Annotated in this window: 23 protein-coding genes; 14 read left to right on the top strand and 9 right to left on the bottom strand. The window is 69.5% G+C overall.

The genetic code is table 11. The features are described 5' to 3' along the window. Positions 1-23: 23 nt before the first annotated feature. Positions 24-740 (bottom strand): TetR/AcrR family transcriptional regulator, encoded by a 717-nt coding sequence (locus CCK91_RS15590; protein WP_086474808.1) that lies wholly within the window; start codon positions 738-740, stop codon positions 24-26. An 83-nt stretch (positions 741-823) separates the two neighbouring features. On the opposite strand from CCK91_RS15590, the gene CCK91_RS15585 reads away from it, so the two are divergent. The 3 genes from CCK91_RS15585 (at position 824) to CCK91_RS15575 (ending at position 2,899) form a co-directional block, all read left to right on the top strand. Beyond that, complete coding sequence (locus CCK91_RS15585) at positions 824-1,414, top strand: TetR/AcrR family transcriptional regulator (protein ID WP_086474807.1); 591 nt, start codon at positions 824-826, stop codon at positions 1,412-1,414. An 88-nt stretch (positions 1,415-1,502) separates the two neighbouring features. Then, positions 1,503-2,072 (top strand): hypothetical protein, encoded by a 570-nt coding sequence (locus CCK91_RS15580; protein WP_133060018.1) that lies wholly within the window; start codon positions 1,503-1,505, stop codon positions 2,070-2,072. 269 nt (positions 2,073-2,341) lie between these two features. Continuing rightward, a complete protein-coding gene (locus CCK91_RS15575) occupies positions 2,342-2,899 on the top strand; it encodes a hypothetical protein (RefSeq protein WP_086474805.1) in 558 nt (185 codons plus the stop codon). Positions 2,900-2,935: 36 nt separating this feature from the next. Here the strand turns inward: CCK91_RS15575 and CCK91_RS15570 are convergent, their stop codons facing one another. The 4 genes from CCK91_RS15570 to CCK91_RS15555 form a co-directional block, all read right to left on the bottom strand. Next, a complete protein-coding gene (locus CCK91_RS15570) occupies positions 2,936-3,985 on the bottom strand; it encodes an aldo/keto reductase (protein WP_086475097.1) in 1,050 nt (349 codons plus the stop codon). A 109-nt stretch (positions 3,986-4,094) separates the two neighbouring features. Further along, positions 4,095-5,036 carry a hypothetical protein gene (locus tag CCK91_RS15565; protein ID WP_086474804.1) on the bottom strand — a complete coding sequence of 314 codons (942 nt, stop codon included), beginning with the start codon at positions 5,034-5,036 and terminating at the stop codon, positions 4,095-4,097. Between the two features lie 80 nt (positions 5,037-5,116). Then, positions 5,117-5,464: a GntR family transcriptional regulator gene (locus tag CCK91_RS15560; RefSeq protein ID WP_086474803.1), complete on the bottom strand. Its 348-nt coding sequence runs from the start codon at positions 5,462-5,464 to the stop codon at positions 5,117-5,119. Positions 5,465-5,675: 211 nt separating this feature from the next. After that, on the bottom strand, positions 5,676-6,428 hold the full coding sequence (locus CCK91_RS15555) for a DeoR/GlpR family DNA-binding transcription regulator (RefSeq protein ID WP_086475096.1): 753 nt from the start codon (positions 6,426-6,428) through the stop codon (positions 5,676-5,678). 173 nt (positions 6,429-6,601) lie between these two features. On the opposite strand from CCK91_RS15555, the gene CCK91_RS15550 reads away from it, so the two are divergent. The 7 genes from CCK91_RS15550 (at position 6,602) to CCK91_RS15520 (ending at position 14,587) form a co-directional block, all read left to right on the top strand. Next, positions 6,602-7,918: an alpha-glucosidase/alpha-galactosidase gene (locus tag CCK91_RS15550; RefSeq protein ID WP_086474802.1), complete on the top strand. Its 1,317-nt coding sequence runs from the start codon at positions 6,602-6,604 to the stop codon at positions 7,916-7,918. Between the two features lie 62 nt (positions 7,919-7,980). Next, a complete protein-coding gene (locus CCK91_RS15545) occupies positions 7,981-9,336 on the top strand; it encodes an ABC transporter substrate-binding protein (RefSeq protein ID WP_086474801.1) in 1,356 nt (451 codons plus the stop codon). Then, the gene (locus CCK91_RS15540; protein WP_086474800.1) at positions 9,336-10,295 is read left to right on the top strand and encodes a carbohydrate ABC transporter permease; all 960 of its coding nucleotides are present in this window, start codon (positions 9,336-9,338) and stop codon (positions 10,293-10,295) included. The genes CCK91_RS15545 and CCK91_RS15540 overlap by 1 nt, the downstream gene beginning before the upstream one ends. After that, the gene (locus tag CCK91_RS15535; protein WP_086474799.1) at positions 10,295-11,191 is read left to right on the top strand and encodes a carbohydrate ABC transporter permease; all 897 of its coding nucleotides are present in this window, start codon (positions 10,295-10,297) and stop codon (positions 11,189-11,191) included. The genes CCK91_RS15540 and CCK91_RS15535 overlap by 1 nt, the downstream gene beginning before the upstream one ends. A 116-nt stretch (positions 11,192-11,307) precedes the next feature. Further along, positions 11,308-12,480, top strand: a complete 1,173-nt coding sequence (locus CCK91_RS15530; RefSeq protein WP_086474798.1) for an SIS domain-containing protein — start codon at positions 11,308-11,310, stop codon at positions 12,478-12,480. A gap of 2 nt (positions 12,481-12,482) precedes the next feature. Beyond that, positions 12,483-13,448: an N-acetylglucosamine kinase gene (locus CCK91_RS15525; protein WP_086474797.1), complete on the top strand. Its 966-nt coding sequence runs from the start codon at positions 12,483-12,485 to the stop codon at positions 13,446-13,448. 254 nt (positions 13,449-13,702) lie between these two features. Then, positions 13,703-14,587, top strand: a complete 885-nt coding sequence (locus tag CCK91_RS15520) for a DUF2268 domain-containing protein (RefSeq protein ID WP_086474796.1) — start codon at positions 13,703-13,705, stop codon at positions 14,585-14,587. A gap of 12 nt (positions 14,588-14,599) precedes the next feature. Here CCK91_RS15520 and CCK91_RS15515 read toward each other — a convergent pair whose 3' ends face one another. Further along, entirely contained in the window at positions 14,600-15,406 is an 807-nt protein-coding gene (locus tag CCK91_RS15515) for a MerR family transcriptional regulator (RefSeq protein ID WP_086474795.1), read from the bottom strand. Positions 15,407-15,667: 261 nt separating this feature from the next. After that, the gene (locus tag CCK91_RS15510) at positions 15,668-18,751 is read right to left on the bottom strand and encodes a lamin tail domain-containing protein (RefSeq protein ID WP_086474794.1); all 3,084 of its coding nucleotides are present in this window, start codon (positions 18,749-18,751) and stop codon (positions 15,668-15,670) included. Between the two features lie 243 nt (positions 18,752-18,994). Between CCK91_RS15510 and CCK91_RS15505 the strand changes: the two genes are divergently transcribed. Together CCK91_RS15505 and CCK91_RS15500 are read left to right on the top strand one after the other, a co-directional pair. Next, the gene (locus CCK91_RS15505; RefSeq protein WP_086474793.1) at positions 18,995-19,831 is read left to right on the top strand and encodes a dienelactone hydrolase family protein; all 837 of its coding nucleotides are present in this window, start codon (positions 18,995-18,997) and stop codon (positions 19,829-19,831) included. Positions 19,832-19,869: 38 nt separating this feature from the next. After that, entirely contained in the window at positions 19,870-20,247 is a 378-nt protein-coding gene (locus CCK91_RS15500; RefSeq protein ID WP_086474792.1) for a bleomycin resistance protein, read from the top strand. Positions 20,248-20,290: 43 nt separating this feature from the next. On the opposite strand, the gene CCK91_RS15495 is transcribed toward CCK91_RS15500, so the two are convergent. Together CCK91_RS15495 and CCK91_RS15490 are read right to left on the bottom strand one after the other, a co-directional pair. Continuing rightward, positions 20,291-21,613, bottom strand: a complete 1,323-nt coding sequence (locus CCK91_RS15495; protein ID WP_086474791.1) for a GNAT family N-acetyltransferase — start codon at positions 21,611-21,613, stop codon at positions 20,291-20,293. Positions 21,614-21,672: 59 nt separating this feature from the next. Further along, entirely contained in the window at positions 21,673-22,482 is an 810-nt protein-coding gene (locus CCK91_RS15490) for a MerR family DNA-binding transcriptional regulator (protein WP_086474790.1), read from the bottom strand. Positions 22,483-22,634: 152 nt separating this feature from the next. Here CCK91_RS15490 and CCK91_RS15485 point away from each other — a divergent pair, with 152 nt between their 5' ends. Beyond that, positions 22,635-23,813 carry a Fic family protein gene (locus CCK91_RS15485; protein ID WP_086474789.1) on the top strand — a complete coding sequence of 393 codons (1,179 nt, stop codon included), beginning with the start codon at positions 22,635-22,637 and terminating at the stop codon, positions 23,811-23,813. Continuing rightward, positions 23,813-24,358 (top strand): GNAT family N-acetyltransferase, encoded by a 546-nt coding sequence (locus CCK91_RS15480; RefSeq protein ID WP_242664573.1) that lies wholly within the window; start codon positions 23,813-23,815, stop codon positions 24,356-24,358. Before CCK91_RS15485 ends, CCK91_RS15480 begins: the two co-directional genes overlap by 1 nt. The last annotated feature ends 4 nt before the right edge of the window (positions 24,359-24,362 follow it).

The raw sequence follows: 24,362 nt of genomic DNA, 5'->3' as shown, positions 1-24,362 counted from the left end.
GGTGGGTGCGGCGGTGGCGGCGGTCACGGGAGGTCCTTTCGGGGAGTGGGGTTCGTGTGGGGGTTCTGAGGCGCGGCGGCGGTGGGTCCGGCGTCGGCGGATTCGGGGTCGGCGGGCTCGAGGATGGTGCGATACGTCGCGAGGCAGTCGCGGATGGAGCCGACGATGTCGAACTCGCCGCCCTGGCCGAGGTCGGCGACGCCGCTGCCGAAGACGCGCGCCATCGTCGTCTTGATCGCCATCCCGAAGAGGTCGGCGCAGGCGCGGGCACGCGGGTCGTCTGCCGGGACGCCTTCCCGCACGGCGATGAGCTCGACGAGCAGTTGCTCGCGCTCGCGGTTGAGACCCATGAACCGGACCAGCAGCTTGGGTTCGCGCTCGAGGGCGGCGTGGAAGTCGACGTGCTCGGCGAGACCGAACCCGGACCGCTCCGCATGGCCGGCCGCGATGAGCATGAAGTCGTCGAGCACGGCGCGCCACCCCCGCGAGCCGAGTGCGAGGAACTCGGTGGCGAACCGCTCGGTCTCCTCGGTCTCGTCGATGCCGAGGACGGCGTCCTCCTTGCTCGGGAAGTAGTTGAAGAAGGTGCGACGCGAGACGCCGACCTCCTCGCAGAGTTCCTCGATGGTGAAGCCGTTGAGGCCCTGGGTGGCCGTGAGCCGACGCGACACGGTCGTCAGGCGCGCAGCGGTGGCGGCCATCCGGTCGGACAGCCGATTCGTCGAAGTTGCACTCTGCATCACGAAGTGCAGTATTGCACTCTCCGAGCCGTGGTGCAACTTGGGGCACGAGCCGCCCGGTCGAGTCTCACTAGAGTGAACGCATGGACCCCCGTCAGGCACGAACGCGCAGTGCCCTCCGCGACGCGATCCACACCCTCGCGGCGGCGAAGCGCATTGATCAGGTGACCGTGGCGGAGGTGTCCCGGGTGGCTGGGATCACGCGCGACACCTTCTATCGCCACGCCGCGACACCGGTCCACCTGCTCGCCGACGTGCTCGGTGAGGAACTGGACGAGACGCTCCGTGCGCACGCCGATCTGCCGGCGCACAGCGACTCGACGCTGAGCGTCTTCGACGAGTCAGAGCGTGACCTCCTGCGCCACGTGGCCGAGCACGCGACGATCTATCGGAACTCGATGCACCCCCGACTCATCGGCCCCCTGCGTGATGCCCTCACCGAGCGAATCGAGCAGGCGCTCGCGCACCATCTCGACCGGCACCCGCACATCGCCCCACCTCGCGAGGACGGCATCACGCCGGAGCGACACGTGCGCATGCTCGTGGCCTACGCCGGCGCCGGCACGGTTGCGGCGATCGAGGAGTGGCTCCGATCCGGCGACCTCGACGACATCGACGCCGCGGCCCGCACCGTCATCGCGGCCTCCCCTGCCTGGTGGCTCGGCCGCTCCTGACCCTGACATCCGCGGCATATGTCGGTGTAGGCATATCTGCTCTGTGGATAACCCGAGGGGCCACCTCGACCGCCCGTAGCGTCGAGGAATGCCAACGATCTCCGTACCTCGAACCCTCTCCACATTCGTTCTCACGATGGGACTCCTCGCCCTCACCGCATGCACTGCAGCCGAGCCTGCTCCCCCTCCGAGCAGGACTCCTCCGGTCTTCGAGAACGAGGAACAGGCACTGGCGGCGGTGACGGAGACGTATCAGGAGTTCATGCGGATCTCGAACACGATCCTCGTCGAAGGGGGTGTCGACGTCGATCGAATCGATGTCATCGTCGGAGACGAGTTGGCTGAGTTCGAGCACGGCAGCCTCATCGAACTCGCTACTGCGGGAAAGACCCTCGTGGGCGCACCGACGCTCGTCTCGACCCGCATCGCAGAGTGGTACTCCACTCCAGACTCCCTCGGTGTCATTGCGAAGGCGAAGTCTTGCATCGATCTCAGCTCTGTCGACGTTCTTGACGCTGCAGGCAACTCGACGGTACGCCCTGACCGCCCCCGGACCCGTACTTGGGCGTACGACGTAGGTGTGGGTGGCAATGGGAAGTCCGACTTCGTTCTTCTCGACCACGACGTAGACGCCGAAGGAGAGTCATGCGAAATCTGAGATGCGCACTCGCTACCGCGACGGCCCTGCTCGTTGCGATCACACTCGCACCCGCAAGCGCTGCGTTCGCTACCTCATGCGGTTCGGAGGGCCAGCTGGAGGGCGCTTGTGTCGGCAATGGGTCCGTTGATATCGGTGGCAGCGTCGAACGCCCTGGTATTGGCGGCGGGTCCGGTGGCGGGACGGGCGGAGACAGCGGTGGCGGTTCCGCCGAGCTTCCGCCCGGTGTGACCGACGGGCCCAACGGAGAACGGACGGTCTGCAGCCTCATGCGGCCGGACGAGTGTTACACCTTCACGCCCGGCGACCTCGGCACCGACCTCGGAGCAGCACCTGTCGCCCCGGTCACGATCCGCGACGTCGCCAGCTTCGCCCCCGCCGCACCCACCGTCACGACCGAGCCCGCCGCCTGGGGTGTCCGCGGGCTCCACACCAACGTCATCGCAGCCGCTTCCGGCCACACCCGCACCGGCACCCTGTTGGGCCAGGTCGCGGAGGTGAACTTCATCCCCGTCGCCTTCACCTTCGACTACGGCGACGGCGACACGACCACCACCCGCACCGGCGGATCCTCGTGGGCCGCCCTCGGGCTCGCCGAGTTCTCCAAGACCCCGACCAGCCACCGCTACACGACGGTTGGGACGAAGACCATTACCGCGGAGGTCGAGTACGCCGCGGAGTACCGCATCGGTGACAGCGGCTGGCTTCCCGTCGTCGGAACCCTGTCGATCCCGACCGACGAACCCCACGCGGTGCAGATCGTCCGCAACTCGACCGTCGGCGTCGACAAACCCTGCCGCCCCGGCAAACCAGCCATCGGCTGCTGACCGCGTGATCGGAACCGTGCTCGAGCTCGGTCCCGATCAGATGAGCCCCTCGCGACCGCCCGACACCCAGTTCGGATCGGCGGCCCGCGGACCACTCACCTGGTCGGCGTAGGTGTCGATCTCGGCTCGGATCTCGTCCGTCAGCTCCACCTGGAACGCCTCGAGGTTCGCGTGCAGGTGCGCGACGCTCCGGGTGCCGGGGATCGAGACGACCCGCGCGCCGAGCTGCTGCCCTCGGTCGTGCACCCAGGCGAGCGCGAGCGCCTCCGCGGTCGTCCCGATGCGGTGGGCGAGGGTGCGGAAGCGTGCGGCCAGTTCGAGGTTCGCCGTGAGGTGCTCGGGCTGGAAGCGCGGGAAGTTCGCTCGCGTCCCACCGAGCGGTACCGTCTCGGCCGTGAAGTCCTCCGTGAACAGCCCGCGCGACAGCGGCGAGAACGCGACGACCGTCACGCCGAGCTCCGCCGCCGCCGGGACCACGTACGTCTCGATGTCGCGGCTGACGATGCTCCACTCGGACTGGATCGCGGCGATCGGGTGCACGGTGTGGGCGCGACGGAGTTCCTCGCCCGTCGCTTCGGACAGACCGATGCGGAGGACCTTGCCGGCGGCGACCAGTTCCGCGAGCGCCCCCACCGTCTCCTCGATCGGGATGTCGGGGTCGACGCGGTGCTGGTAGTAGAGGTCGAGGTGATCGGTGCCGAGGCGGGTGAGTGTCCCTTCGATCTGCTCGTGGAGGTGTGCACGGTCGCCGCGGATCCCTCGTTTGCCGATACCGCCGCCGGTGACGATGCCCACCTTGGACGCGAGGAAGACGTCGTCGCGACGCCCGGCCAGGTACCGGCCGAGGAGTTCCTCGCTCCGGCCGTCGCCGTAGACGTTCGCGGTGTCGATGAGGTTCACGCCGCTCGCCAGGGTGGCGTCGAGGATGGTGATGACATCGGCGTCGGCGATCGCCCCGTAGGTACCGGCGATGGACATCGCACCGTACCCGATGGCTCCCACCTCCGCGGCGGTGTCGCCCGCGCCGATCGTGGTCGAGGGCAGCGTGGTCGTGGACGGCTCCGTGGACAAGGGTGCTTCGCTCATGGATTCACCGTACGGCTTCACGACAGGTTCGACGTCCGGTTCGTCACGCGGTGCAACGTCAGACGCGCGAGCCGGCTCGGGCGGCGAGCGCCTGCAGGAGTGCGGCGGGTTACTCGGGGTCGTCGATCGTGATCGCGAACTGCTTGCCCGAGGTGCTCGTGACGACGAGCCCGGGACCGGAGCGCAGCACGACGGCCGAGCGTCCCGGCATGATCCGGTAGCCCCAGCCGCCCCAGTCGCCGGGGCGGATGTCGGTGGCTTCGACGACGTCGATCCGATCGAGGGACATGCGCTTCAGCGGGATGCCGAACAGGGAGACGACGCGGAGGCCGCGCCAGTCCACGCTCACCCGGAGGCGGATGAAGGAGGCGCAGAGCAGGGCGGCGACAACGGCGATCGACAGCCCGAACACCGCGGCACCTGGCTCACCTCCAAGGAGGACAGGCGTGTAGGCGGCAGCGCCGATGGTCACGACGATCACGGTCAGCCACACGAACATGAGGGCGGTGAGGCTGCGGCTCCACGCACCGACCTCCGTCTCGCCGAGCTCCATCGGCGCTGGCCGGGCGGCGGCGCCGGCGAACACCGGTCGGGCGGGCAGCAGCGCGGCGGGGATGACGCCCCAGAGGCTGCACGCCCCGAGCGGGAGGAGCCACCAGCCGAGGACGGCGCCGTCGACCGAGCCGGCCTGCAGCGTGAGCCAGGTGGGGATGACCCAGACGGACGCCGCCATGCCGGCGAGGATGCCGAGGAACAGGAGGATCATCCGCTTGGTCCGCATGTCCGGCTTCGGCAGGGCGAGCAGGACGCTCGTCGAGATCGCGGCGACGGACGCGATGATCAGTGTCACGAGGAAGACGCCCGCGGCGGGTAGGGAGTCGTCCGGCGCCCCGGTGCCCGACCAGTGCGAGGCGACGTCGACCGGGAGCGCATCGCCCCAGACGAACCGGGTGAATGCGATCACGATCGCCGGGACGGCCATGGCGAGGCCGGCCAGGATGATCCGTCCGCGCGCTGGTGCTGCCGGTGGCGGCGTGGTGGTGTCGTGCATGTGCTCCCCCTGAGCTGCTGAGGTGGTCTGATCGTCGGTGTCGTCGACCGTCGGGGTCGTGCGGTTGGCGTCGGAGATCGTCAGGTACGTTCGATCATCCGGCTGAGGTCCTTCGGGGTGATCCCGAACTTGCGTGCCTCGGTGACGAGCTGGGCGACGAGTTCGTTGACCCGGACGAGGCCCGGCGCTGCGTCCTCGTTCACCCACGCACCGCGGCCCTGACGCATCCCGATGAGCCCGTCGTCGCGGAGCTCTCCGTAGGCGCGGAGGACCGTGTGCATGTTGATCTGCAGTGCTCGGGCGAGGTCGCGAGCGGGCGGCAGGCGCTCTCCCGGCGCAAGCGCGCCCGTCGCGATACCGGAGCGCACCTGCACCGCGATCTGCTCGGCGAGCGAGACCGCGGAGGTGGGATCGACGCGGAACAACATGTTTGCAATGGTACTAGAACAATGCCGTCCGTGCCCGCGACATTTGTGGGGTTGAGGTCGGCGCGGTGCGCTGACGCGAGTGTGCGCCACTCGGCACGGGCGCACCCCACAACCGCGAGCGCGCCCCTCCAGAGACCAGCGCTCAGGTCGGAGGCCCGCGCTCACGTCAGCGCACCGCGCTGGCACAAGCCGCAGAGGAGGGATGGAGCGGTCAGAGGGCGACGACGTGGACGGCGATGTCCGCGGCCGCCAGGCGCTCGAGCTCGTCGGGGTCGGCGGAGGAGTCCGTCACGAGGTCGTGGATCTGCCCCAACTCGGCCATGCGCGCGAGCGTGACCCGCCCGACCTTCGAGCCGTCGGCGACCACGATGACCCGCTGCGCGTGCCGCACCATCGCGAGGTTCGTCCGCGCCTCACGCTCGTCGTGCGTCGTCGCACCGCCCTGCGCACTGATGCCGTCGGTCCCGAGGATCGCAGTGCCCACGTTGATCGCGCTGAAGGTGTTCTCGGCGAGCGCCCCCACCGCCTCGAACGACGAGGAGCGCACCAGTCCTCCCGTCATGATCACCTGCAGGTTCGGCCGGGAGGCGATCTCGGTCGCCGTGGTGAGCGAGTTCGTCACGATCGTCAGTTCCGCACGGTTGCTCAGCTCCTTGGCGACCGCCGCCGTGGTGGTGCCACCGCTCAGGGCGATCGCGTACGGTCCCGCGGGGATCATCTCCGCCGCGCGCAAGGCGATCCGACGCTTGGCCTCACGGAACTGCGTGTCGCGGAACCGTACGGGCACCTCGTCGCGCGACTCCACCGCCCGAGCGCCACCGTGCGTCCGGAGGACGAGACCGAGGTCGTCGAGGTCGGCGAGGTCGCGCCGAATCGTCGGGGCCGACACGTCGAGCCGGGTCGTGAGGTCGTCGATCGAGACGACGGCGTCCTCCGCCGCGAGGAGCGCGAGGATGGTGCGCATCCGCTGACTGCGTTTCCCGGACGGAGCGTGTCGCGAGAGCTCGGCTGCGGTCGGTCCTCCCACGGCGAACCCCTCCCTCGTCGCCGACGGCTCTGCTCAGCGAAAGTGATCATTTCAATCGATTTCCGATCAAGTTCTTGCTCGGTTCGATCACTGTAGTCGATGATCACTCCATGACACGAGTGACTTTCATCGGGGCGGGCAGCGTCGTCTTCACCCGCCAACTCATCGCCGACCTCCTCCGCTACCGCGACCTCGCCGGCCTCGAGATCGTCCTGCACGACATCGACCCCGAACGCCTCGCGGTGGCCGAGGGCACCGCCCGCCACGTCGACGAGCGCCTCGACGGCCGGGCGACGATCTCCGCGGAGTCCGACCGTCGTCGCGCCCTCGCCGGCGCGGACTTCGTGATCAACATGGTCCAGGTCGGCGGCATCCGCGCGACCGTCTCCGACCTCGAGATCCCGGCGGCCCGCGGCCTCCTGCAGACCATCGGTGACACCACCGGCGTCGGCGGCGTCTTCCGCGCCCTCCGCACCTTCCCGTTGCTCTCGGCGCTGACCGCCGACATGCGGGAGATCTGCCCCGACGCCCACCTGCTGAACTACACCAACCCGATGGCGATGAACATCTGGTGGGCGTCGGTCGTCGCCCCCGACATCAGCGCGATCGGCCTCTGCCACAGCGTGTTCTGGACGGTGAACGACCTCTGCGAACTCGTCGGCGTGCCGATCGAGGGCACGAGCTACCGTGCAGCCGGCGTCAACCACCAGTCGTGGTTGCTCGAGTGGACCCACGAGGGCCGCGACCTCTACCCGGCCCTGCGCGACCGCATCCGCGAGGACCCGGAGCTCAGCCGCCGCGTGCGCGTCGAGATGTTCCGCCGCATCGGCTACTACCCGACCGAGACGAGCGAGCACTCCTCCGAGTACCTGTCATGGTTCCTCCGCTCCCCCGAGCAGGTCGAGCGGTTCCGCCTCCAGCCGCTCGAGTACCTCGGCATCAGCGAGGAGAACGTCGCGGAGTTCGAGGCGACGAAGGCCGCTCTCGCCGCCGGGACCCCGCTGACGCTCGAGGACGAGGCGAGCGAGTACGCCCCGCAGCTCATCCACTCCCTCGTGACCGACACCCCGCGCCTCATCCACGGGAACGTCGTCAACCGCGGCCTCATCGACAACCTGCCGCAGGGCGCCGTCGTCGAGGTCCCCGTCCAGGTCGACGGGAACGGCATCGTCCCGCAGCCCATGGGCGCCCTGCCCGTGCAGTGCGCCGCGCTCAACCGCCCGTACGTCTCCGTCGCGGAACTCACGATCGAGGCCGCCCGCACCGGCAACCCGACCCTCATCCGGCAGGCGGTCCTCATGGACCCGAACGCCTCGTCCACCCTCACGCCCGAGCAGATCTGGGAGCTGTGCAACGACCTCGTCGCCGCGCACGGCGAGCTGCTGCCGGAGCCTCTGCGGGAGATCATCCCCGCCGACCGCCTCTGACCGACCCGAAGCACCGCCGAACCGAATCCTTCCCGAACGATCGACACAGGAGACGACCACCGATGTTCCCACCCCGTTCCACGATCCACGCTTCCACCTCACCGCACGCCCGCCGGGCACGTCGCCTCATCACCGCGACCGCCGTCCTCGCCGCCGGAGCGCTCGCGCTCTCCGGGTGCGCCGGCGGATCCTCCGGCGCCACCACGCTCGACAAGGACGCGAAGGTGAAGCTCACCTTCTGGACCGGGCAGGCCGACGCCGCACAGCAGATCCTCACCGGTCTCGTCGACGACTTCGAGAAGCTGCACCCCAACGTGACCATCGACGTGTCCTCGGGCGCGCCGTCCACGGAGGACCTCCTGCAGAAGCTCTCCGCGAGCTTCGCGGGCGGCAACTACCCCGACGTCTCGTACGCCTTCGGCTCCTGGGCGAGCCGGCTCGAGGCGTCCGGCCGCACCCTCGACATCACCGACCAGGTGGCCGAGCCCGACGTGAAGTGGGACGAGTTCTCCGAGGCGGCCCGCAAGACGGTGCAGCCGACCGGCGAGAAGACGATCGGCTTCCCCGCCGTGGTCGACAACATCTCCCTCCTCTACAACACGACCGTGTTCGATGCGGCCGGCGTCGACTACCCCACGGCCGACTGGACCTGGGACGACTTCCGCGAGGCGTCGAAGCAGCTCACCGACCCGGCGACGAACACCTACGGCTACGCGTACTCGGTCTCCGGCAGCGAGGAGACGACCTGGCAGTTCTGGCCGCACCTCTGGCAGAACGGCGGGTCGATCATCTCCGACGACGCCAAGACGGCCGAGTTCGCCTCGGATGCGGGCGTCGACGCACTGACCTTCCTCCGCGACATGGCGGTCGACGACAAGAGCGTCTACCTCGACCAGACCGACACCAAGTTCGGCGACCTCTTCGCAAGCGACCGCATCGGCATGATCACCTCCGGTCCGTGGCAGCTGTCGACGCTGCAGACGAAGGGCACGAAGTACGGCGTCACCGTCCTCCCCGGCACCGACGGCGACCACCAGACCGTCTCCGGCCCCGACGTCTGGGCGCTGTTCGACCACAAGGACAAGAACCGCGAGTACTGGGCGTACGAGTTCACGAAGTGGCTCACCGACTCGGAGCAGGACCTCAAGTGGAACGTCGCCTACGGCAACCTCCCGCTGCGCTCGAGCGAGATCGACACCCCCGAGTTCCAGGCGCAGGTCGAGCAGCTGCCCGGCCTCGACGTGATGGCCGAGAACGGCGTGAACGCCAAGCAGGCCCGTCCGACGGTGCCCGGCTACGTCGGCCTGTCGGAGGCCATCGGCAAGGCGATCTCCTCGGTGCTGCAGGGCCAGGGCGACCCGAAGCAGGCCCTCGAGGACGCCGCGAAGACCGCCGACGACGCCCTGGCGGAGGACTGATGTCCACGGTCGCCGGACGCGACACGACCCCCAGGACGGAGCCGGAGCGACCCGAACGCCTCCCGGCTCCGCCCCGGCGAGCCAAGAACCGACTCCGCGACAACCTCACCGGGTGGGGATTCGTCGCCCCGGCCATGCTCATCGTGCTGGGCCTGTCGATCTTCCCCGCGATCTGGGCGTTCTTCCTGTCGCTCCAGAAGTGGGACGGCTTCAGCGAGCCGGAGCAGGTCGGGCTGGACAACTACGCCAGCATGATCGGCAACGACGAGCTGCAGGCGGCCGTCATCCACACGGTCGTCTACACGCTGCTGTTCGTCCCCGCCTCGCTCGGGCTCGGACTCTTCCTCGCCGTCGCGCTCAACCGCCGGATCCGCTTCATCGGCGTCTACCGCACGGCGATCTTCGTCCCCTTCGTCGCCTCCGCGGCCGCGACCGGCATCCTCACGACGTACCTCTTCAACCCGCAGTTCGGGCTGCTCAACACCGTGTTCCGGTTCCTCGGACTCCCGGCGCAGGGCTGGCTCGAAGACCAGGGGCAGGCGATGGTCGTCATCACGATCATGTCGCTCTGGGGGCAGGCGGCCTTCACGACCGTCATCTACCTGGCGGCGCTGCAGGACATCCCCTCCGAACTGCTCGAGGCCGCGCGGATCGACGGTGCGAACGCGTGGCAGTCCTTCTGGCGCATCACCTTCCCGCAGCTCGGGCCGGTCACCGTGTTCGTCGCCATCTGGCAGTTCATCCAGGCGATCCAGCTGTTCGACCTCGTGTACACCACCACCAGGGGCGGCCCGCTCGGCGCCACCCAGACGATCGTGTTCTACCTCTGGGACGCGGCGTTCAAACAGTTGCAGTTCGGGTACGGTTCCGCGGTCGCCTACGGGCTGTTCGTGGTGACACTCATCGCCACGATCGGTGTCGTCCTGTACTCCCGCCGTTCCAACGTGGAGGCATTCTGATGACCGTCCTGACCACCCCGCCACGCGGTGACGCCGCCGCCGGCAAGTCGTCCGTGACCGCTCCGCCCGCCGAACGACGCACGCGTCGGCGCTTCAGCCCCTGGCACTTCGTGCTCGCACCGATCGCGATCATCTTCGCCATCCCGTTCGTGCAGATGTTCATCACCTCGGTGACGCCGGAGTCGGAGATCAACACCTACCCGCCTCGTATCCTCCCGTCGCACATCACCTTCGACGGGTTCGCGAAGCTGTTCTCCGAGTCGAACATCCTGCTCTGGCTCGGCAACACCGTCATCGTGTCGACGGTCGCGGTCCTGTCCCACCTCGTGCTCTGCTCGCTCGCCGGCTACGGGTTCGCGCGCCTGAAGTTCCGCGGGAAGACGATGGGCTTCCTCATGATCGTCGCGACGATCATGATCCCGACGCAGCTGCTCATGATCCCGACCTACATCCTGTTCTCCCGGATCGGGCTCATCGACAGCCTCGGGGCGGCGATCGTGCCGTGGCTGGCGTCCGCGTTCGGCATCTTCCTCATGCGGCAGTTCTTCCTGTCGCTGCCGGCGGAGCTCGAAGAGGCCGCGCTCATCGACGGCTGCACCCGACTCCAGGTGTTCTTCCGGGTGATCCTGCCGCTCGCGAAGCCCGCACTGGCGACGCTCGCGATCTTCACCCTGCTGGGCTCGTGGAACGACCTCGTCTGGCCGCTCATCGCGATCAACAACGACCAGGCCTTCACGCTGCAGCTCGGCATCACGAACTTCCAGGGCGCGCGCCGCACCGACTGGGCGCTCCTCATGGCCGGCAACGTCGTCGCCACGCTCCCGCTGATCGTGTTCTTCCTCTTCGCCCAGAAGCAGTTCGTGGCGACCATGACCTTCTCAGGCCTCAAGGGGTAGGCGCCGATCCCGGCGTGGCAGGATCACGTCCATCGCCGCGCGCGCGTCGAACGCTCAACCAACATCGATACCTCGCAACTCCCCCTCGTCACCTCGACCCACCCCAGGAGCAACCCGTGTCCATCACCACCATCGTCGGTTCGGAAGCCACCGTCCGCGAGATCACCCAGCAGCCCGACGTCTGGCTCGAGGCGTCGACGGTGATCGCCGCCCGCCGCGAGGAGATCGACGCGTTCCTCGCGCCGCTTCTGGCACGGCCCGAGCTGCGCATCGTCCTGACCGGGGCGGGGACCTCGGCCTTCATCGGCGAGATCGCGGCACCGGCCCTGACCCGGACGCTCCGTCGCCGGATCGACGCCGTCGCGACCACCGACATCGTCTCCAACCCGCAGGAGTCGTTCGCCGAGGACGTCCCGCTGCTCCTCGTGTCGTTCGCGCGCTCCGGCAACAGCCCCGAGAGCGTGGCTGCGACGGAACTCGCCGACCAGTCACTCGCCGAGGTGCACCACCTCGTGATCACGTGCGACGAGACCGGCGAGCTGTACCGACGCCACCACGACCGCGCCTCGTCGCTCACCGTCCTCATGCCCCTGCGGTCGAACGACGAGGGCTTCGCGATGACGTCGAGCTTCAGCTCGATGCTGCTCTCGGTCCTCCTCATCCTCGGCGGTGCTGACGACGCCGCGGTGCAGGCGCTCGCGGCCGGAGCGACGACGATCCTCGACCAGCGCGAGGTGGACATCCGCGCGCTCGCCAACGAAGGGTGCGAACGCGTCGTCTACATCGGTAGCGGCCCGCTCACCGGTCTGGCCCGCGAGTCGGCGCTCAAGTTGCTCGAGCTGACCGCCGGACGGATCGTCACCTACTACGACTCGGCGCTCGGGTTCCGTCACGGACCGAAGGCGGTCGTCGACGACAGCACGCTCGTCGTCGTCTACCTGTCGTCCGATCCGTACACGCGGCGGTACGACCTCGACATCGTCACCGAACTGCGCGCGACGCTGTCGCCGGAGCGCGTGATCGCGATCTCCTCCGAGCCGGTCGACGGCGCCACGGCGTACGACTGGGTGCTGCCCGAGCTCGCCGGCCTGGACGACGCGCAGCTCGCGATCGGCTACGTGCTCGTGGCCCAGCTGCTCGGCCTGTCCTACTCGCTGCAGCTCGGTGCGACCCCGGACAACCCGTTCCCGAGCGGCACGGTGAACCGCGTCGTGCAGGGCGTGCGGATCCACGAGTTCGACGGCGTCGACGACGCTCGGAGTGTCGCCGCTCAGCTGCAGGAGCAGTAGTCGTGGCGCGGTACCTCGGCGTCGACGGTGGCGGGTCGAAGACGGCCTTCGTGCTGCTCGACGACGCCGGACGGGTGCTCGCGGAAGCGAGGACGGCGAGCTGCTACTACTTCGACGAGGGGATCGAGCTGGTCGGTCGCATCCTCACCGAGGGTGTCTCGGAAGTGTGCCGGCAGGCGGGTGTCACGACCGCCGACATCGATCAGGCCTTCTTCGGTCTGCCCGGGTACGGCGAGGTGAGTTCCGACATCGTCCACCTCGATGCGCTGCCGCGCGACGTGCTCGGTCATGACCGGTTCTCCTGCGACAACGACATGGTGTGCGGGTGGGCCGGATCGCTCGGCGCCGTCGACGGGATCAACGTGATCAGCGGCACGGGCTCCATGACGTACGGCGAGCGCCGTGGCCGCGGGCACCGGGTCGGCGGCTGGAGCGAGCTGTTCGGCGACGAGGGCTCGGCGTACTGGATCGCCGCTCGAGGCTTGAACGCGTTCACGCGGATGAGCGACGGCCGCCTGCCGCGCGGCCCGCTCGTCGACCTCGTGCGAGCGAGGGTCGAGATCACGAGCGACCTCGATGTGATCGACGTCGTCATGAACCGCTGGAAGGGTCAACGTGGCCGGATCGCGGATCTCGCGAAGACGGTCGTCGCTGCGGCCGAGCAGGGTGACGAGGTCGCGGCGCGGATCCTGGCCGACGCGAGCGGGGAGCTGGCGGAGATCGTCGAGGCGACCCGTGTGGAGCTCGGTTTCAGCGGCGACGAGGTCGTTCCGGTGTCGTACTCGGGCGGGGTGTTCTCCGCTGAGCCGGTGCGGTCGGGTTTCGAGCAGGCCATCGCGGCACTGCCGGCCCGGTACGAACTCCGGACCCCGCTCTTGGGTCCGGCGATCGGCGCCGCACTGTACGCCGCGAAGCGCGCCGGGTCACCGCTCTCGCCCCACGCGCTCGACGTGCTGCGCTCCCGGTAGCCCGCTCCTCCGCCCGCCGTCGCCTTGGGCCAGCGCGGTGCGCTGACGCGACCGCGGGTCTGACGCGTGAGCGCGGGTCTCCGGAGGGTCGCGCTCACGCGCGCGGGGCGCGGCCACGCCGGTTGTGCAGCGGCCGGGCCGGTCGTGCACCGGTCACGCCGGGTACACCACACTCGCGTCAGCGCACCGCGCTGGCAGTTTCCCGGGGTAGGGCACTTGACCCTCACGCGGCGTGAGGCTCTAGCGTCGTCGCCATGACCATCACGATCCTCGACACCGCCAGCGGCATGCGTTCCGTCCTCGACGCGCCGGAAGCCGAACGACCCGCGCGACTCCGCGCCATGCTCGAGCCCGTCGCCGACATGTACCGGTACTTCCCGGGCGAGGTCGACCTGCTCGCCATGCACACGATGGGCTCGGGTTTCCCGATCGATCGGAGCCGGGATCGGGTCGTCGACGCCCTCGATCGACTCGTCGCGGCGGACGCATGGGGACGGATCTCACGGGCACTCGACGCGGCGGTCGCCACCCAGCTCGCGGCGGTGTCGAACCTCGTCGTCCCCGACATCACCGTCCTGCTCGTCCTCGGCGACCCCGACGACACCTACTTCATGGAGTCGATCCGCGGGTTCATCGGCAACGGCAGCGCGACCGGGTTCATCTCCCTCATCCTCTGGCCGACGGAGGAGAACCTCGCGCGCCTCGAGGCGGCCGCCGTCCACGAACTCAACCACAACCTGCGATACGCGCCGGGTGGGGTGGTGTGGGATCCGGCGACCGTCGTGGTCGGTGAGCAGGTGGTGTCGGAGGGGATCGCGGACGCATTCGCCCGGCAGATGTACGGACCGTCCGGCTACACGCCGATCGGTGTCGCGCACCTCGACGACGACGCGGTGTTCGACCGGGTCGTCGAGGGTCTCCACGTCGGAGGGATGCAGCACTTCGTCTCGTGGGTGCACGGCGACGAAGCCGCGCTGCGATACGGGGGCGAGCCGGTCGGTCTGCCGATGGGTGCCGGGTATGCAGCGGGCAACCGTCTCGTCGACGCCTACCTGTCAGCGACGGGGACGACCGCCGCGGAGGCGCTGCACGTCCCGAGCGCGACGATCATCGAGGTGGCACTCCGCGAGCTGGGCTGAGGCGGCTCCCCCTCACTCCCAGACGGCGGTGTCGGGGTCCACGCCGTGGTTGCGTGCGTTCGCGTCGATGACCAGTGAGAGCCACGCGGCGAGGCCGGGGTCGATCCGGTCGTAGGTGTCGGCCATGCCGGGCTCCGTGAGGGCGAGGCGGCCGGTGATCACGTGCATGGACGGCGTGCAGTGGAAGTACTCGCTGAGGGCGGCGCGATGCCGTTCGGCGAGGGTGTTCGCCGTCTCGCTCCCGGCGACGACACCGGCGCGCTTGGCCTCGGCGAGTTCGTCGACCAGGTCACGCATGGGCCCGACCAGCGCACGCCAGTCGTCCGGCGTGCGGGTCGCGGACCGCTCGGCGTACTCGGCCCACTGCGCGGAGTCGCCCCAGCGGGCGCGGGCGGTCTCGGCCATCGTGGGGTTCCAGTCGTCGCTGAACACCGCCTGGCGCTCCTCCTCGGGGACGAGCACGCCGACCTCGTCGGCTTCGAGCAGGCGGTCGACGGACCGGGCGACGGCTTCGAGCCGTTTGATGGTGTCGCCGAGTTCGCGCCGACGCTGTGTGAGCTCCGCGCGTCGTTCCGCGGCCGGTGCGCTGAGGAGGGCGGGGATGCGAGCGAGCGGGACACCGAGGTCGCGGAGGAGCAGGACGCGGCGGAGGCGGGCGATGTCGACGGGCAGGTAGGAGCGGTAGCCACTCTGGTTCCTTCCGGACGGGTGCGCGACCCCGAGTTCATCCCAGTGGTGCAGCGTCCGCACGCTGACGCCGATCTCCGCCGCCGCCCGACCGACGGTCACGCCACCCTCGGCCCTCCCTTGCTCGTCCATCCACCCAGCATCGCACCCGGACCCGACCTGCGTCCTCTGCCTGCTGCCAGCGCGGTGCGCTGACGCGAGTGCACCCGACCCGGCGCGGGCGCACCCCACACCCGCGAGCGCGCCCCTCCGGAGACCCGCGCCCACGCGCCAGACCCGCGCTCACGTCACAGCACCGCGCTGGCAACACCACCACACACCGGGCAGGCCCGACCGGTGACGCGAACGGCCCCGGGAGCAGTGTGCTCCCGGGGCCGTCGGACGTTCAGTCGGTCAGGCCGCCCGGCGACGCGCACGCATCGCGACGAGGACTCCACCGAGGAGGACCAGCAGGACCCCCGCACCGATCGTGCCGAACGACAGCTCGGTACCCGTCGTCGCGAGTGCCCCACCTGACGCCGAACCGTCGACGCTCGTCCCGTCGGCCGCGACGATCCGCACCTCGGTCCAGCCGACGAGCGAGCCATCCGCCGCGTAGACCGCGACCCGGTGGTCGCCCAGCGTCGCGTCGGCCGGGATCGTGGCCGACAGGTCAGCGGCGGCGTTCGTCGTGCCGGTGGCGATTCGCGCCGGCGTCGAGTACAGCCACACCTCGACGGCCGTCGCCGCGAATCGGTCCTCGAGGCCGACCGTCACGGTCTCGCCCCGTCGCACGGAGTCCGCCAGCGTGATCGCACCGCGGTTGGCCTCGGTGAGGCTCGTCCCTGGAAGCGGCGTGACCCCACCGGTCGGCGGTGTCGTCGTGGTCCCAGGCAGCGAACCGAGGCGCAGGGCCTCGGAAGCGTAGCCGTCGGCGAACCAGTACACGGGACGCTTGCCGTCGACCGACAGCGAGGCCGGCGCGGTCGCGAAGCCCTCGTTGTTGAGGTTGGGCAGTCCCGCCGGACGCTCGACCTGAGCGATCCCGGGCTGCTCGGTCCCGTTCAGCGTGATCTGTGCACCGGTACCCGCACAGCCGTCGTCGCACACGGCCCACAGCACGCCGAGCGTCGTGTCGTAGTCGAGCGCCATGACCGCCGGGAGCCCCGGGTCGATCGTCGAGATCAGCGTGGCCGAGCCGTCGGCGTTCAGTGCGAACGCGTACACGTCGCCGGTGTCCTCGACGCCGACGAAGAACAGTCCGTCACCGTGGCCCGCGTAGTCCGCCGGGTCGTACGTCGCCTTCGTGTTGTCGTCGTAGAGCTTGCCGGCGAGGTCGCCGTCGGCCACCCACTCGACGGCCTCGACACCGAGGTTCGCACCGACCGTCGGCAGCAGGGCCGTGAGGTCCCACTCCTGCGACGCGACGACGTCGGGGCCGGGCGCGTTCGGGTCGACCTTGAGCACGGCGTTGAGGGTCGTGCCCTTCACACTGTTGTCGCGCTCGACACCGACATAGACGGAACCAGCCCCGTCGACGGTGATGCCCTCGGTGTCGGGGCCGGCAGCGGACGGGTTCGACGCGTCCTTCTGGAAGCGGGCGCGCTTGCCGTTCTCCCAACCGTCGACGAACGAGACCGAACCGTCTGCGGCGATCGCGAGCTTCCAGAACGAGCCGGTGCCGTTGTCGACCGCCCAGAGGAACGCGCCGTCGGCGGTGACCTGGGTGTCGAGTCCCGAGCTGTCCTCGAGGAACATCGGCGTGGTGTCGAGCACCGTCACGTCGGGCGAACCGGGCCACGGATCGACCGGGATCTCACCGGCGCAGACGTTGGCCGCGCCCTTGGTGGCCTCGGCCGTCGCTGCGAAGGCGCCGGTCGCGTCGGGGCAGCGTCCCCAGGTGTTCGCCGGGTGTCCCTCGCCCCAGGTGGTCGAGTCGAGCAGTGCGTCGCCCTCGAACAGACGGACCGTGTCGCCGCCGCCGAGCCCGAAGCCGAGGGCTGCGCGCTCGATGACGAGGTAGCCGCCGGCCGCGATGGTCGTGCCGGTGGGGATGGCGTAGGCGTGGGTGTCGTCGTCGTCCTTCACGACGATGCCGGAGACGTCGAGGGCGGCGGCCGTCGGGTTGACGAGCTCGATCCAGTCGTCGGGCGACCCGCCGTCGGACTCGACCTCGTTGATGCGCACCGGGTTGCCGCAGGCGTTGCGCAGGCCCTTGGTGGAGACGGCGGTGTCGACGAACTCGCCCGTGCCGTCGGGGCAGCGCGCGAAGACGCCGTCCGCGTGGGCCGCGTAAGTGTACTCGGCGACCGTCGCGCCGGTGGCGTTCCGCACGGTGGTGGTGTCGCCGTTGCCGAGCCCGAACGCGAAGTTCACGTTCTGGTCGAAGACGAAGTAGGCGCCGGGCTCGAGGATCGTGCCCGCGGGCAGCGGGGTCGTGTCAGCGGCGTGGCTCACCGGGTCGTTGTCCATGAGCGTCCAGCCGGAGATGTCCAGCGCGGTCGCCTCGAGGTTGACGATCTCGACCCAGTCGGTCGTGTCCTTGTTCGACTCGACCTCGTTGATCGCGACGTTCGGGAGGACGCAGTCGTTCGCGGCCCCCTTGGTGATGCGTGCGAGCGTGAAGTCGCCTTCGCCGTCGGGGCAGCGGGCGAGCGTCGCGGCGATGAAGTCACCGTTGATGGCCGCGTGGCCGCTCCACGTTCCCGAGCGGTCGATGAGGGTGCCGGCGGCGTCGAAGAGGCGGATCTCGTCGGCGCTGCCGATGCCGATCGGTTCGCGGAACGCGCCCTGCGTCTCGGTGCCGCCGACCAGGCCGATCGTCGCTTCGTCGACCACGAGGAACTCGCCGGGCGCGATCGACGTGCCGGGCAGGAACTGCCAGCGGTGGTCGTCGGAGTTGTCGCGGATCTCGTAGCGCGAGATGTCGAGCGCCGTCGTGCCGGGGTTGAAGAACTCGACCCAGTCGGATGGCTGCGAGTCGATCTCGTTGATGCGGATCTCACCGTCGGTCTCCGGGACCTCGGGTGCGGTGAAGACGTTCGCGGCGCCCTTCGTCGACTCGGTGGTCTCGGCCCAGCCGGCGCGGTCGGCGGTGACGCCGTAGGTGACCGGCGCGTGTGCGGTCCACGAGTACTCGTCGGCGATCGCGGCGGTCGGGTCGAACAGGCGGACCGAGTCGTCCTTGCCGAGACCGAAGCCGAACTGCGTGTCGTCGATGACGAGGAACGCGCCAGGCTCGACGACGGTGCCGGCCGGGAAGGCGTAGGGCTTGTCGTCCTTGTTGTCCCTCACGACCCAGCCGTCGAGCGTGACGGCGGTCGTCGCGGTGTTGGTGAACTCGATCCAGTCGCCGGGGACGCCGTCGGAGGACTCGACCTCGTTGATCTGGAGCCCCGGCGCTGGGGCGGCGATGGCGGCGGCGGGCGTCGCGATGAGTGCGGTTGCACCGATGGCGCACGCGGCGGTCATCGTCAACACGCGGTTGAGGCGGGGCATGGGTCTCCAGGGCACGAAGGGACGGGGATCGTGTCCCATCCCATCGGCGTGGGGTGGCCGGGTGGAGGAGCGGCGGTGACCGGGAGGTGAACGGCGGGTGGCTTCCCAGGCGGGACGTGCGTTCGCGCTCGGGCACGTGCCGGCAAGTGGGGCACGCCTCCGCACTCGGGGCACGCCGTGTACCACGTGCCCCGAGTGCGCGACAGTGCCCGTGGCTCCAGTCCGCAGGACTACGCTCACCCCATGACCGACGACGCGACCACCGACACCGCTCCACGCGCAGACCTCACCGGCTGGGTGCGGACCCCGTTCACCGGCGGCGGCGTCACGCACGACCGCTTCGAGAAGGGGTCCGGGCCGGGCGTCGTCCTCATCCCCGAGCTGCCCGGGCTCACGCCCGAGGTCCTCGGGCTCGCGGAGCACCTCGTCGCGGAGGGCTTCACCGTCGCGATCCCGTCACCGTTCGGGACGCCTGGACACGAGGGGACCCTCGGCTACACGCTCGCGAGCGTCAGCAAGGTCTGCGTCTCCGCCGAGTTCAAGGCGTTCGCGACCGGCGCCCACCGACCGGTCGCCGACCACGTCCGGGCACTGGCCGCCGACCTCGCCGCCCGCACGCCGGGTCCTGGCGTCGGCGTCATCGGCATGTGCTTCACCGGCGGATTCGCGCTCGCGGCGGCCGTCGACGAGCACGTCCTCGCGTCCGTCATGAGCCAGCCGTCCACGCCGTTCCCCGTCAGCCGGGCCCGCCGCATCGACCCCGGGATGTCCGCCGCCGAGTTCGACGCCGTCGCAGCCCGTGCGGCTCGGGGCTCGGTCTGCGCACTCGGCCTCCGCTTCAGCGAGGATCGGGCCGTCCCGCGGGAGCGCTTCGCCACCATCGCGGCCAAACTCGGCGACGCGTTCGAGGTCATCGAACTCGACTCCTCCCCCGGCAACGCCGCCGGCTTCTCGAAGACCGCGCACTCGGTCCTCACCGGCGAGGTCCGCGAGCGCGACGGCCACCCGGCGTTCGAAGCACGCAAGCGCGTGGTCGCCTTCCTCCGCGAACGTCTCGCGACACCGACCGCGTCGGCCTGACCTTCCCAGCCGGCCGTCGCGCTGCGATCATCGACTCCATGACCTCGACACGACACGACCGCGCGACACCGAACCTGCCGTCCCGCAGCTTCGACGTGACGGAGACGTTCTACTCGGCGTTCGGCTTCGAGCGCGCGTTCCGAGACGAGGGCTGGTTGATCCTCGTCCGCGGTGGTCTGCAGCTCGAGTTCTTCCCGGCGCCCGACCTCGACCCCGCGTCGAGCAGCTTCATGTGCTGCCTGCGTGTGGCCAACGTCGACGAGCTCTACGACGCCATCCGACGTTCAGGAGTCGCCGAGGCGACCGTCGGCGCGCCTCGCCTGCACCCGGTCCGGATGCAGGACTGGGGACTCCGAGCCGGATTCCTCATCGACCCCGACGGCACGCAGCTCACCCTCATCGAGCAACGCGACTGATCCGCGACAGCGCGATGTCCGCGGGTCGCTGCTCGGGACCGCCCTAGAAGAAGGTGATCCCGTGCGGCGCGCGCGGCGTCTGGAGCATCGATCGCAGCAGGAGCGGCGCAGCGGGGTCGGCCGCCTGCAGCACACCGGCTGCGGCGAGCGACACCGGGGAGACCGCGCCGAGCAGGAGCGAACCGAGGTCGGCGACGTCGAGCGCGAGGTCGGCACCGGCAGCGTCGGTCTCGTCGCTCAGCTTCGTGGCGGTTCCACGACCACCGGTCACCTCGAGGCGGAAGGTGCCCGCCGCGTAGCCGAGGGCGTCGGTCACGGCGATCGTCAACGTGCCGTCGACCGCGAACGGCCGTGACGCGAGCACGGCCGGGAGGTCGAGGACACGCAGCCACACGTGGTCCTCTTCGTGCTCGATGTCGTAGGCGCGGTTGTCGCCGAGGGCCGACACGATCGGGTCGTCGAGCCGGGCGCGGTTGTACTTCACGACGTCGTTGAGGTCGATGGAGAGCAGGAACTCCCACAGCGACAGGTAGGCCGCGTCGGTCGCGTAGACGAGGTCGATGATCTCGATGCCGGTCTGACCGCCGGGCTGCTCGACCATGCGCCAGGTGACGTAGCCGTCGACCTCTTCGCCGTCGGCGGGACGGTGCACGGCGGCGCGGGTGTCCTTCGCCGGTTCGCCGTCGCGCCCCAAGGTGCCGAGGACCAGCGGCCAGGACCCGGTGTTGCGGACCATCGACCCGATCGAACGCTCGTCGAAGCGGTCGAACACCTGACGTGCGACGCCGTCGACCAGGTACTCGGGCGTGACGACCGACACGATGCCGCTCGTCGGCGCGAGGAACGGCAGGGCCTTCGCGCGCTTCACGACGACGTTGCGCTCGCGGATCGCGGAGCCGAATCCGAAGCGACGGTAGATCGTGCCCTCGCTGGCGGTGAGGGCCGCGACCGCATAGCCGTCGGCGACGCCGCGCTCGAGAGCCTGCGTCATCATGCGGCGCAGGATGCCGCGGCGACGCTCGGTCGGGCGGACCGTGACGTCGGAGATCGCCTGCGTGTTGATGCTGGTGCCGTCGCCCCAGCTGAGCGCCTTCGGGAACCAGGAGAAGGTGCCGGCGGGCCAGGTCTCGTCGACCGAACCGGGCTGCGGCTTGCGGACGTAGGCGCCGAGCAGCACCGCTTCGTCGGCGATGAGTTCGTTCACCTTGCGCTTGCGCGCCTCCGGCTTCGGGGTGGACTCGTGGAAGCCGAATCCGATGGCGTCGAGGGCCGCAAGGCTCTCGGGCGTCGGTTCGCCGTCGGCCCCGTTCGCGAACGGGAACTCACGGAGCTCGTACCGGGTGTCGAAATCTTTGCTGTTGGCCACGACTCCAGCCTAACGACCCGGCCCGACACACCCCCGGGAAGCGCGATGGGACCGCGACCTCACGGCAGGGTGATCGACACCTCGACCGTGTACTCGTCGGCGGTCTGGCCGAGCACCCGCTGCCGCAGCTCGGTGGTCGGCATCGTGATGCCGCGCTCCGCGATCGCGTCGAACAGGGCGACCACCGCGGGGTGCGTCGATCCCTCGGGGAGCTCGACGCCCGGTTCGGATCGCCAGACCGCGGCGAGCTCGGTCCGCTCGGGCAACACGTCGACCGTGGTCTCGTCACCACCCCACCTCGGTTCGAACTGCGACGAGGTCGGCCAGCAGCAGACGATCTCGACCGCCCCCTGCTCACCCGGACGGAGCGCGGTCCAGAACGTGCCCGTCGGACCGACCCCGGCCTCCTGCAGGGCGACGTAGAGCTGTGAGAACTGCTCGTTCGCGTCGTCGTCCGTCACGGCGTCCTCGTCGCCGCGCGGCACGGTGAGCACCCGGCCGACGTAGGGCTGGGGCGGGAGCGCGCGTTCGACGATCTCGACCGGTGCCGCGAGCGACGCGACGACCGAGCGGGCCTGCGCGAACGCGTGGTCCTCCTGCTCCCGCTGCTCCAGGACCAGGCGGTGGTGCACGTCGAGAGCGGTCGACGGGTCGGCGCCTGCGACGGAGACACCCACCGCGGCGAGGGGGACGCCGGCATCGCGGAGGGCCTTCACGATCACGCCCGAGCGCACCTGCTCCTCGCCGTAGCGGCGGTAGCCGGAGTCGGGATCGACGTCAGCCGGAACCAGGACGCCCTTCTCGTCGTAGTGGCGGAGCGCCTTGACGCTCAACCCGGTCATGCCTGCGAACTCTCCGATGTGCAACATGTTTCAAGCATCACGCCTCCCCCTACGGGAGAGTCAAACCGCTGACATCGGCGTCCAGACTGCACCCCGAAGGTTCCTTAGTGAAGGATAAGCGTCTAAACTTCACTAACGGCTCTCACAACTGCAACTTCGGCCGGGAACAGGAGGGAACGATGACAACCGCTGTCATGTATGAACAGCGGCCCTGGCGGTCGCGTATCGCTCCCGACGCGTTACCGAAGCGCGAGCGGCTGCTCCTCGCACAGCCATACGACGCCGCGGTCCCGCCGCCGATCGCGGACCTCGACATCCGCTTGTCGGATGATCTCGTGGAGCTGCTGGGCGAAGCGCAGGAACGGATCATCCGTTTCGACAACGAGGTCGGTCACGTCACCGCGCCCTTCTCGTCGATCCTGCTGCGGAGCGAATCTGCGTCGAGCTCGCAGATCGAGAACCTGACGAGCAGCGCGAAGGCGATCGCCGAGGCCGAGTTGGACGAGCGCGACACCGGGAACGCCCCACTCATCGTCGCCAATGTCCGAGCTCTCGAGGCAGCACTCGCAGCATCGGACGAGCTCTCCAACACGACGATCATCGCCATGCAGGAGCAGCTCCTCGGCACATCGGCACCGGAGATCACCGGCCGATATCGCGACGAGCAGGTCTGGATCGGGGGCGGCAACTTCGGACCGCATGAAGCAGACTTCGTTCCGCCGCACCATGACCGTGTCGCAGCGGCGATGGACGACTTCATCGCCTACTCCCTCCGACCGGCACCCCTCCCGCTCGCTGCGATCGCCGTCGCTCACGCGCAATTCGAGACCATCCACCCGTTCCCTGACGGCAACGGGCGCACCGGTCGAGCGCTGGTGCAGGCCGCCCTCCGGCGAGTCGGACTGACCAGCGGGGTCACTGTACCCATCTCAGCCGGCATCCTGCAGCAGCGCGACGACTACTTCGCTGCACTCACCAGCTATCGGCAGGGCGACGTCGAGCCGATCGTCCGCGTCTTCGCCGACGGTGCGTTCCTCGCGATCGCCAACGGACGGACGTTGGTGGAGGAGATCGAGACCATCCGGGCCGCATGGCAGCAGGCCTTGCGCGACATCCGCGCCGATTCGGCCGCGCATCGCATCACGGCACTGGCACTGGAACATCCGGTGATGAACAGTCGGTTCGTGCGCGAACATCTCGACGCCTCAGATCGCACGGTCTTCAACACCCTCGACACCCTCGTCGACCGTGGCATCCTCACGGTCGGCTCGTCGCGACAGCGGAACCGTCTCTGGACTGCGCCTCCCGTTCTGGCAGCGCTCGACGGGTTCGCTGCGCGCAGCATGCGGCGCGGTTGATGGCGCTTCCCCACGACACGGAGCACCTCCGTTTCCGGCGCATGACACCGGCGGACCTCGACGAGATGGCGAAGCTCCTCGGCGACCCTGCGGTCATGGAGTTCTACCCGTCACCGAAGACCCGCGAGCAGGCCGCGGCGTGGATCGCCTGGAACGAGGACAACTACGCTCAGTACGGCCTCGGCCTGTGGATCCTCGAGACCCACGACGGCGACTTCGTCGGTGACTGTGGCTTGACGTGGCAACGGGTCAACGGCGAGCTGAAGCTCGAGGTCGGGTACCACGTGAGCCCCGCCTGGCAGGGTCGAGGGTTCGCGACCGAGGCCGCCTCCGCCAGTCGGGACTTCGCCCGGGAGCACACGGACTCGTCAGAGCTCGTCGCGATCGTCCACCCCGACAACCGGGCGTCGTCGCGCGTGGCGGAGAAGATCGGCATGCGACGGGTGGACGACGACCTCGGAGCAAACGGGTCGGTGCGGCACGTGCTGAGCATGCGACTTCGATCGACGGCCGGCCTCAGCGACGCCGATCACCTCACTGAGTAGCCGC

It is taken from the genome of Plantibacter elymi (nom. nud.) (assembly GCF_900177795.1).
GTDB lineage: Bacteria > Actinomycetota > Actinomycetes > Actinomycetales > Microbacteriaceae > Plantibacter > Plantibacter elymi.
The sequence above is the reverse complement of the archived record's forward strand: the minus strand, read 5'-3'. Positions and strand labels throughout refer to the sequence as shown.

What these genes read in the sequence shown, in the direction of transcription:
- CCK91_RS15555 (WP_086475096.1), bottom strand. Translation starts at nt 6,428, where the DNA reads ATGCGCACCATCCTCGCGCTCCTCGCGGCGGAGGACGCCGTCGTCTCG.
- CCK91_RS15510 (WP_086474794.1), bottom strand. Translation starts at nt 18,751, where the DNA reads ATGCCCCGCCTCAACCGCGTGTTGACGATGACCGCCGCGTGCGCCATC.
- CCK91_RS15490 (WP_086474790.1), bottom strand. Translation starts at nt 22,482, where the DNA reads ATGTTGCACATCGGAGAGTTCGCAGGCATGACCGGGTTGAGCGTCAAG.
- CCK91_RS15585 (WP_086474807.1), top strand. Translation starts at nt 824, where the DNA reads ATGGACCCCCGTCAGGCACGAACGCGCAGTGCCCTCCGCGACGCGATC.
- CCK91_RS15515 (WP_086474795.1), bottom strand. Translation starts at nt 15,406, where the DNA reads ATGGACGAGCAAGGGAGGGCCGAGGGTGGCGTGACCGTCGGTCGGGCG.
- CCK91_RS15485 (WP_086474789.1), top strand. Translation starts at nt 22,635, where the DNA reads ATGACAACCGCTGTCATGTATGAACAGCGGCCCTGGCGGTCGCGTATC.
- CCK91_RS15565 (WP_086474804.1), bottom strand. Translation starts at nt 5,036, where the DNA reads ATGCACGACACCACCACGCCGCCACCGGCAGCACCAGCGCGCGGACGG.
- CCK91_RS15480 (WP_242664573.1), top strand. Translation starts at nt 23,813, where the DNA reads ATGGCGCTTCCCCACGACACGGAGCACCTCCGTTTCCGGCGCATGACA.
- CCK91_RS15520 (WP_086474796.1), top strand. Translation starts at nt 13,703, where the DNA reads ATGACCATCACGATCCTCGACACCGCCAGCGGCATGCGTTCCGTCCTC.
- CCK91_RS15575 (WP_086474805.1), top strand. Translation starts at nt 2,342, where the DNA reads ATGCGGCCGGACGAGTGTTACACCTTCACGCCCGGCGACCTCGGCACC.
- CCK91_RS15590 (WP_086474808.1), bottom strand. Translation starts at nt 740, where the DNA reads ATGCAGAGTGCAACTTCGACGAATCGGCTGTCCGACCGGATGGCCGCC.
- CCK91_RS15500 (WP_086474792.1), top strand. Translation starts at nt 19,870, where the DNA reads ATGACCTCGACACGACACGACCGCGCGACACCGAACCTGCCGTCCCGC.
- CCK91_RS15505 (WP_086474793.1), top strand. Translation starts at nt 18,995, where the DNA reads ATGACCGACGACGCGACCACCGACACCGCTCCACGCGCAGACCTCACC.
- CCK91_RS15535 (WP_086474799.1), top strand. Translation starts at nt 10,295, where the DNA reads ATGACCGTCCTGACCACCCCGCCACGCGGTGACGCCGCCGCCGGCAAG.
- CCK91_RS15545 (WP_086474801.1), top strand. Translation starts at nt 7,981, where the DNA reads ATGTTCCCACCCCGTTCCACGATCCACGCTTCCACCTCACCGCACGCC.
- CCK91_RS15560 (WP_086474803.1), bottom strand. Translation starts at nt 5,464, where the DNA reads ATGTTGTTCCGCGTCGATCCCACCTCCGCGGTCTCGCTCGCCGAGCAG.
- CCK91_RS15540 (WP_086474800.1), top strand. Translation starts at nt 9,336, where the DNA reads ATGTCCACGGTCGCCGGACGCGACACGACCCCCAGGACGGAGCCGGAG.
- CCK91_RS15580 (WP_133060018.1), top strand. Translation starts at nt 1,503, where the DNA reads ATGCCAACGATCTCCGTACCTCGAACCCTCTCCACATTCGTTCTCACG.
- CCK91_RS15550 (WP_086474802.1), top strand. Translation starts at nt 6,602, where the DNA reads ATGACACGAGTGACTTTCATCGGGGCGGGCAGCGTCGTCTTCACCCGC.
- CCK91_RS15570 (WP_086475097.1), bottom strand. Translation starts at nt 3,985, where the DNA reads ATGAGCGAAGCACCCTTGTCCACGGAGCCGTCCACGACCACGCTGCCC.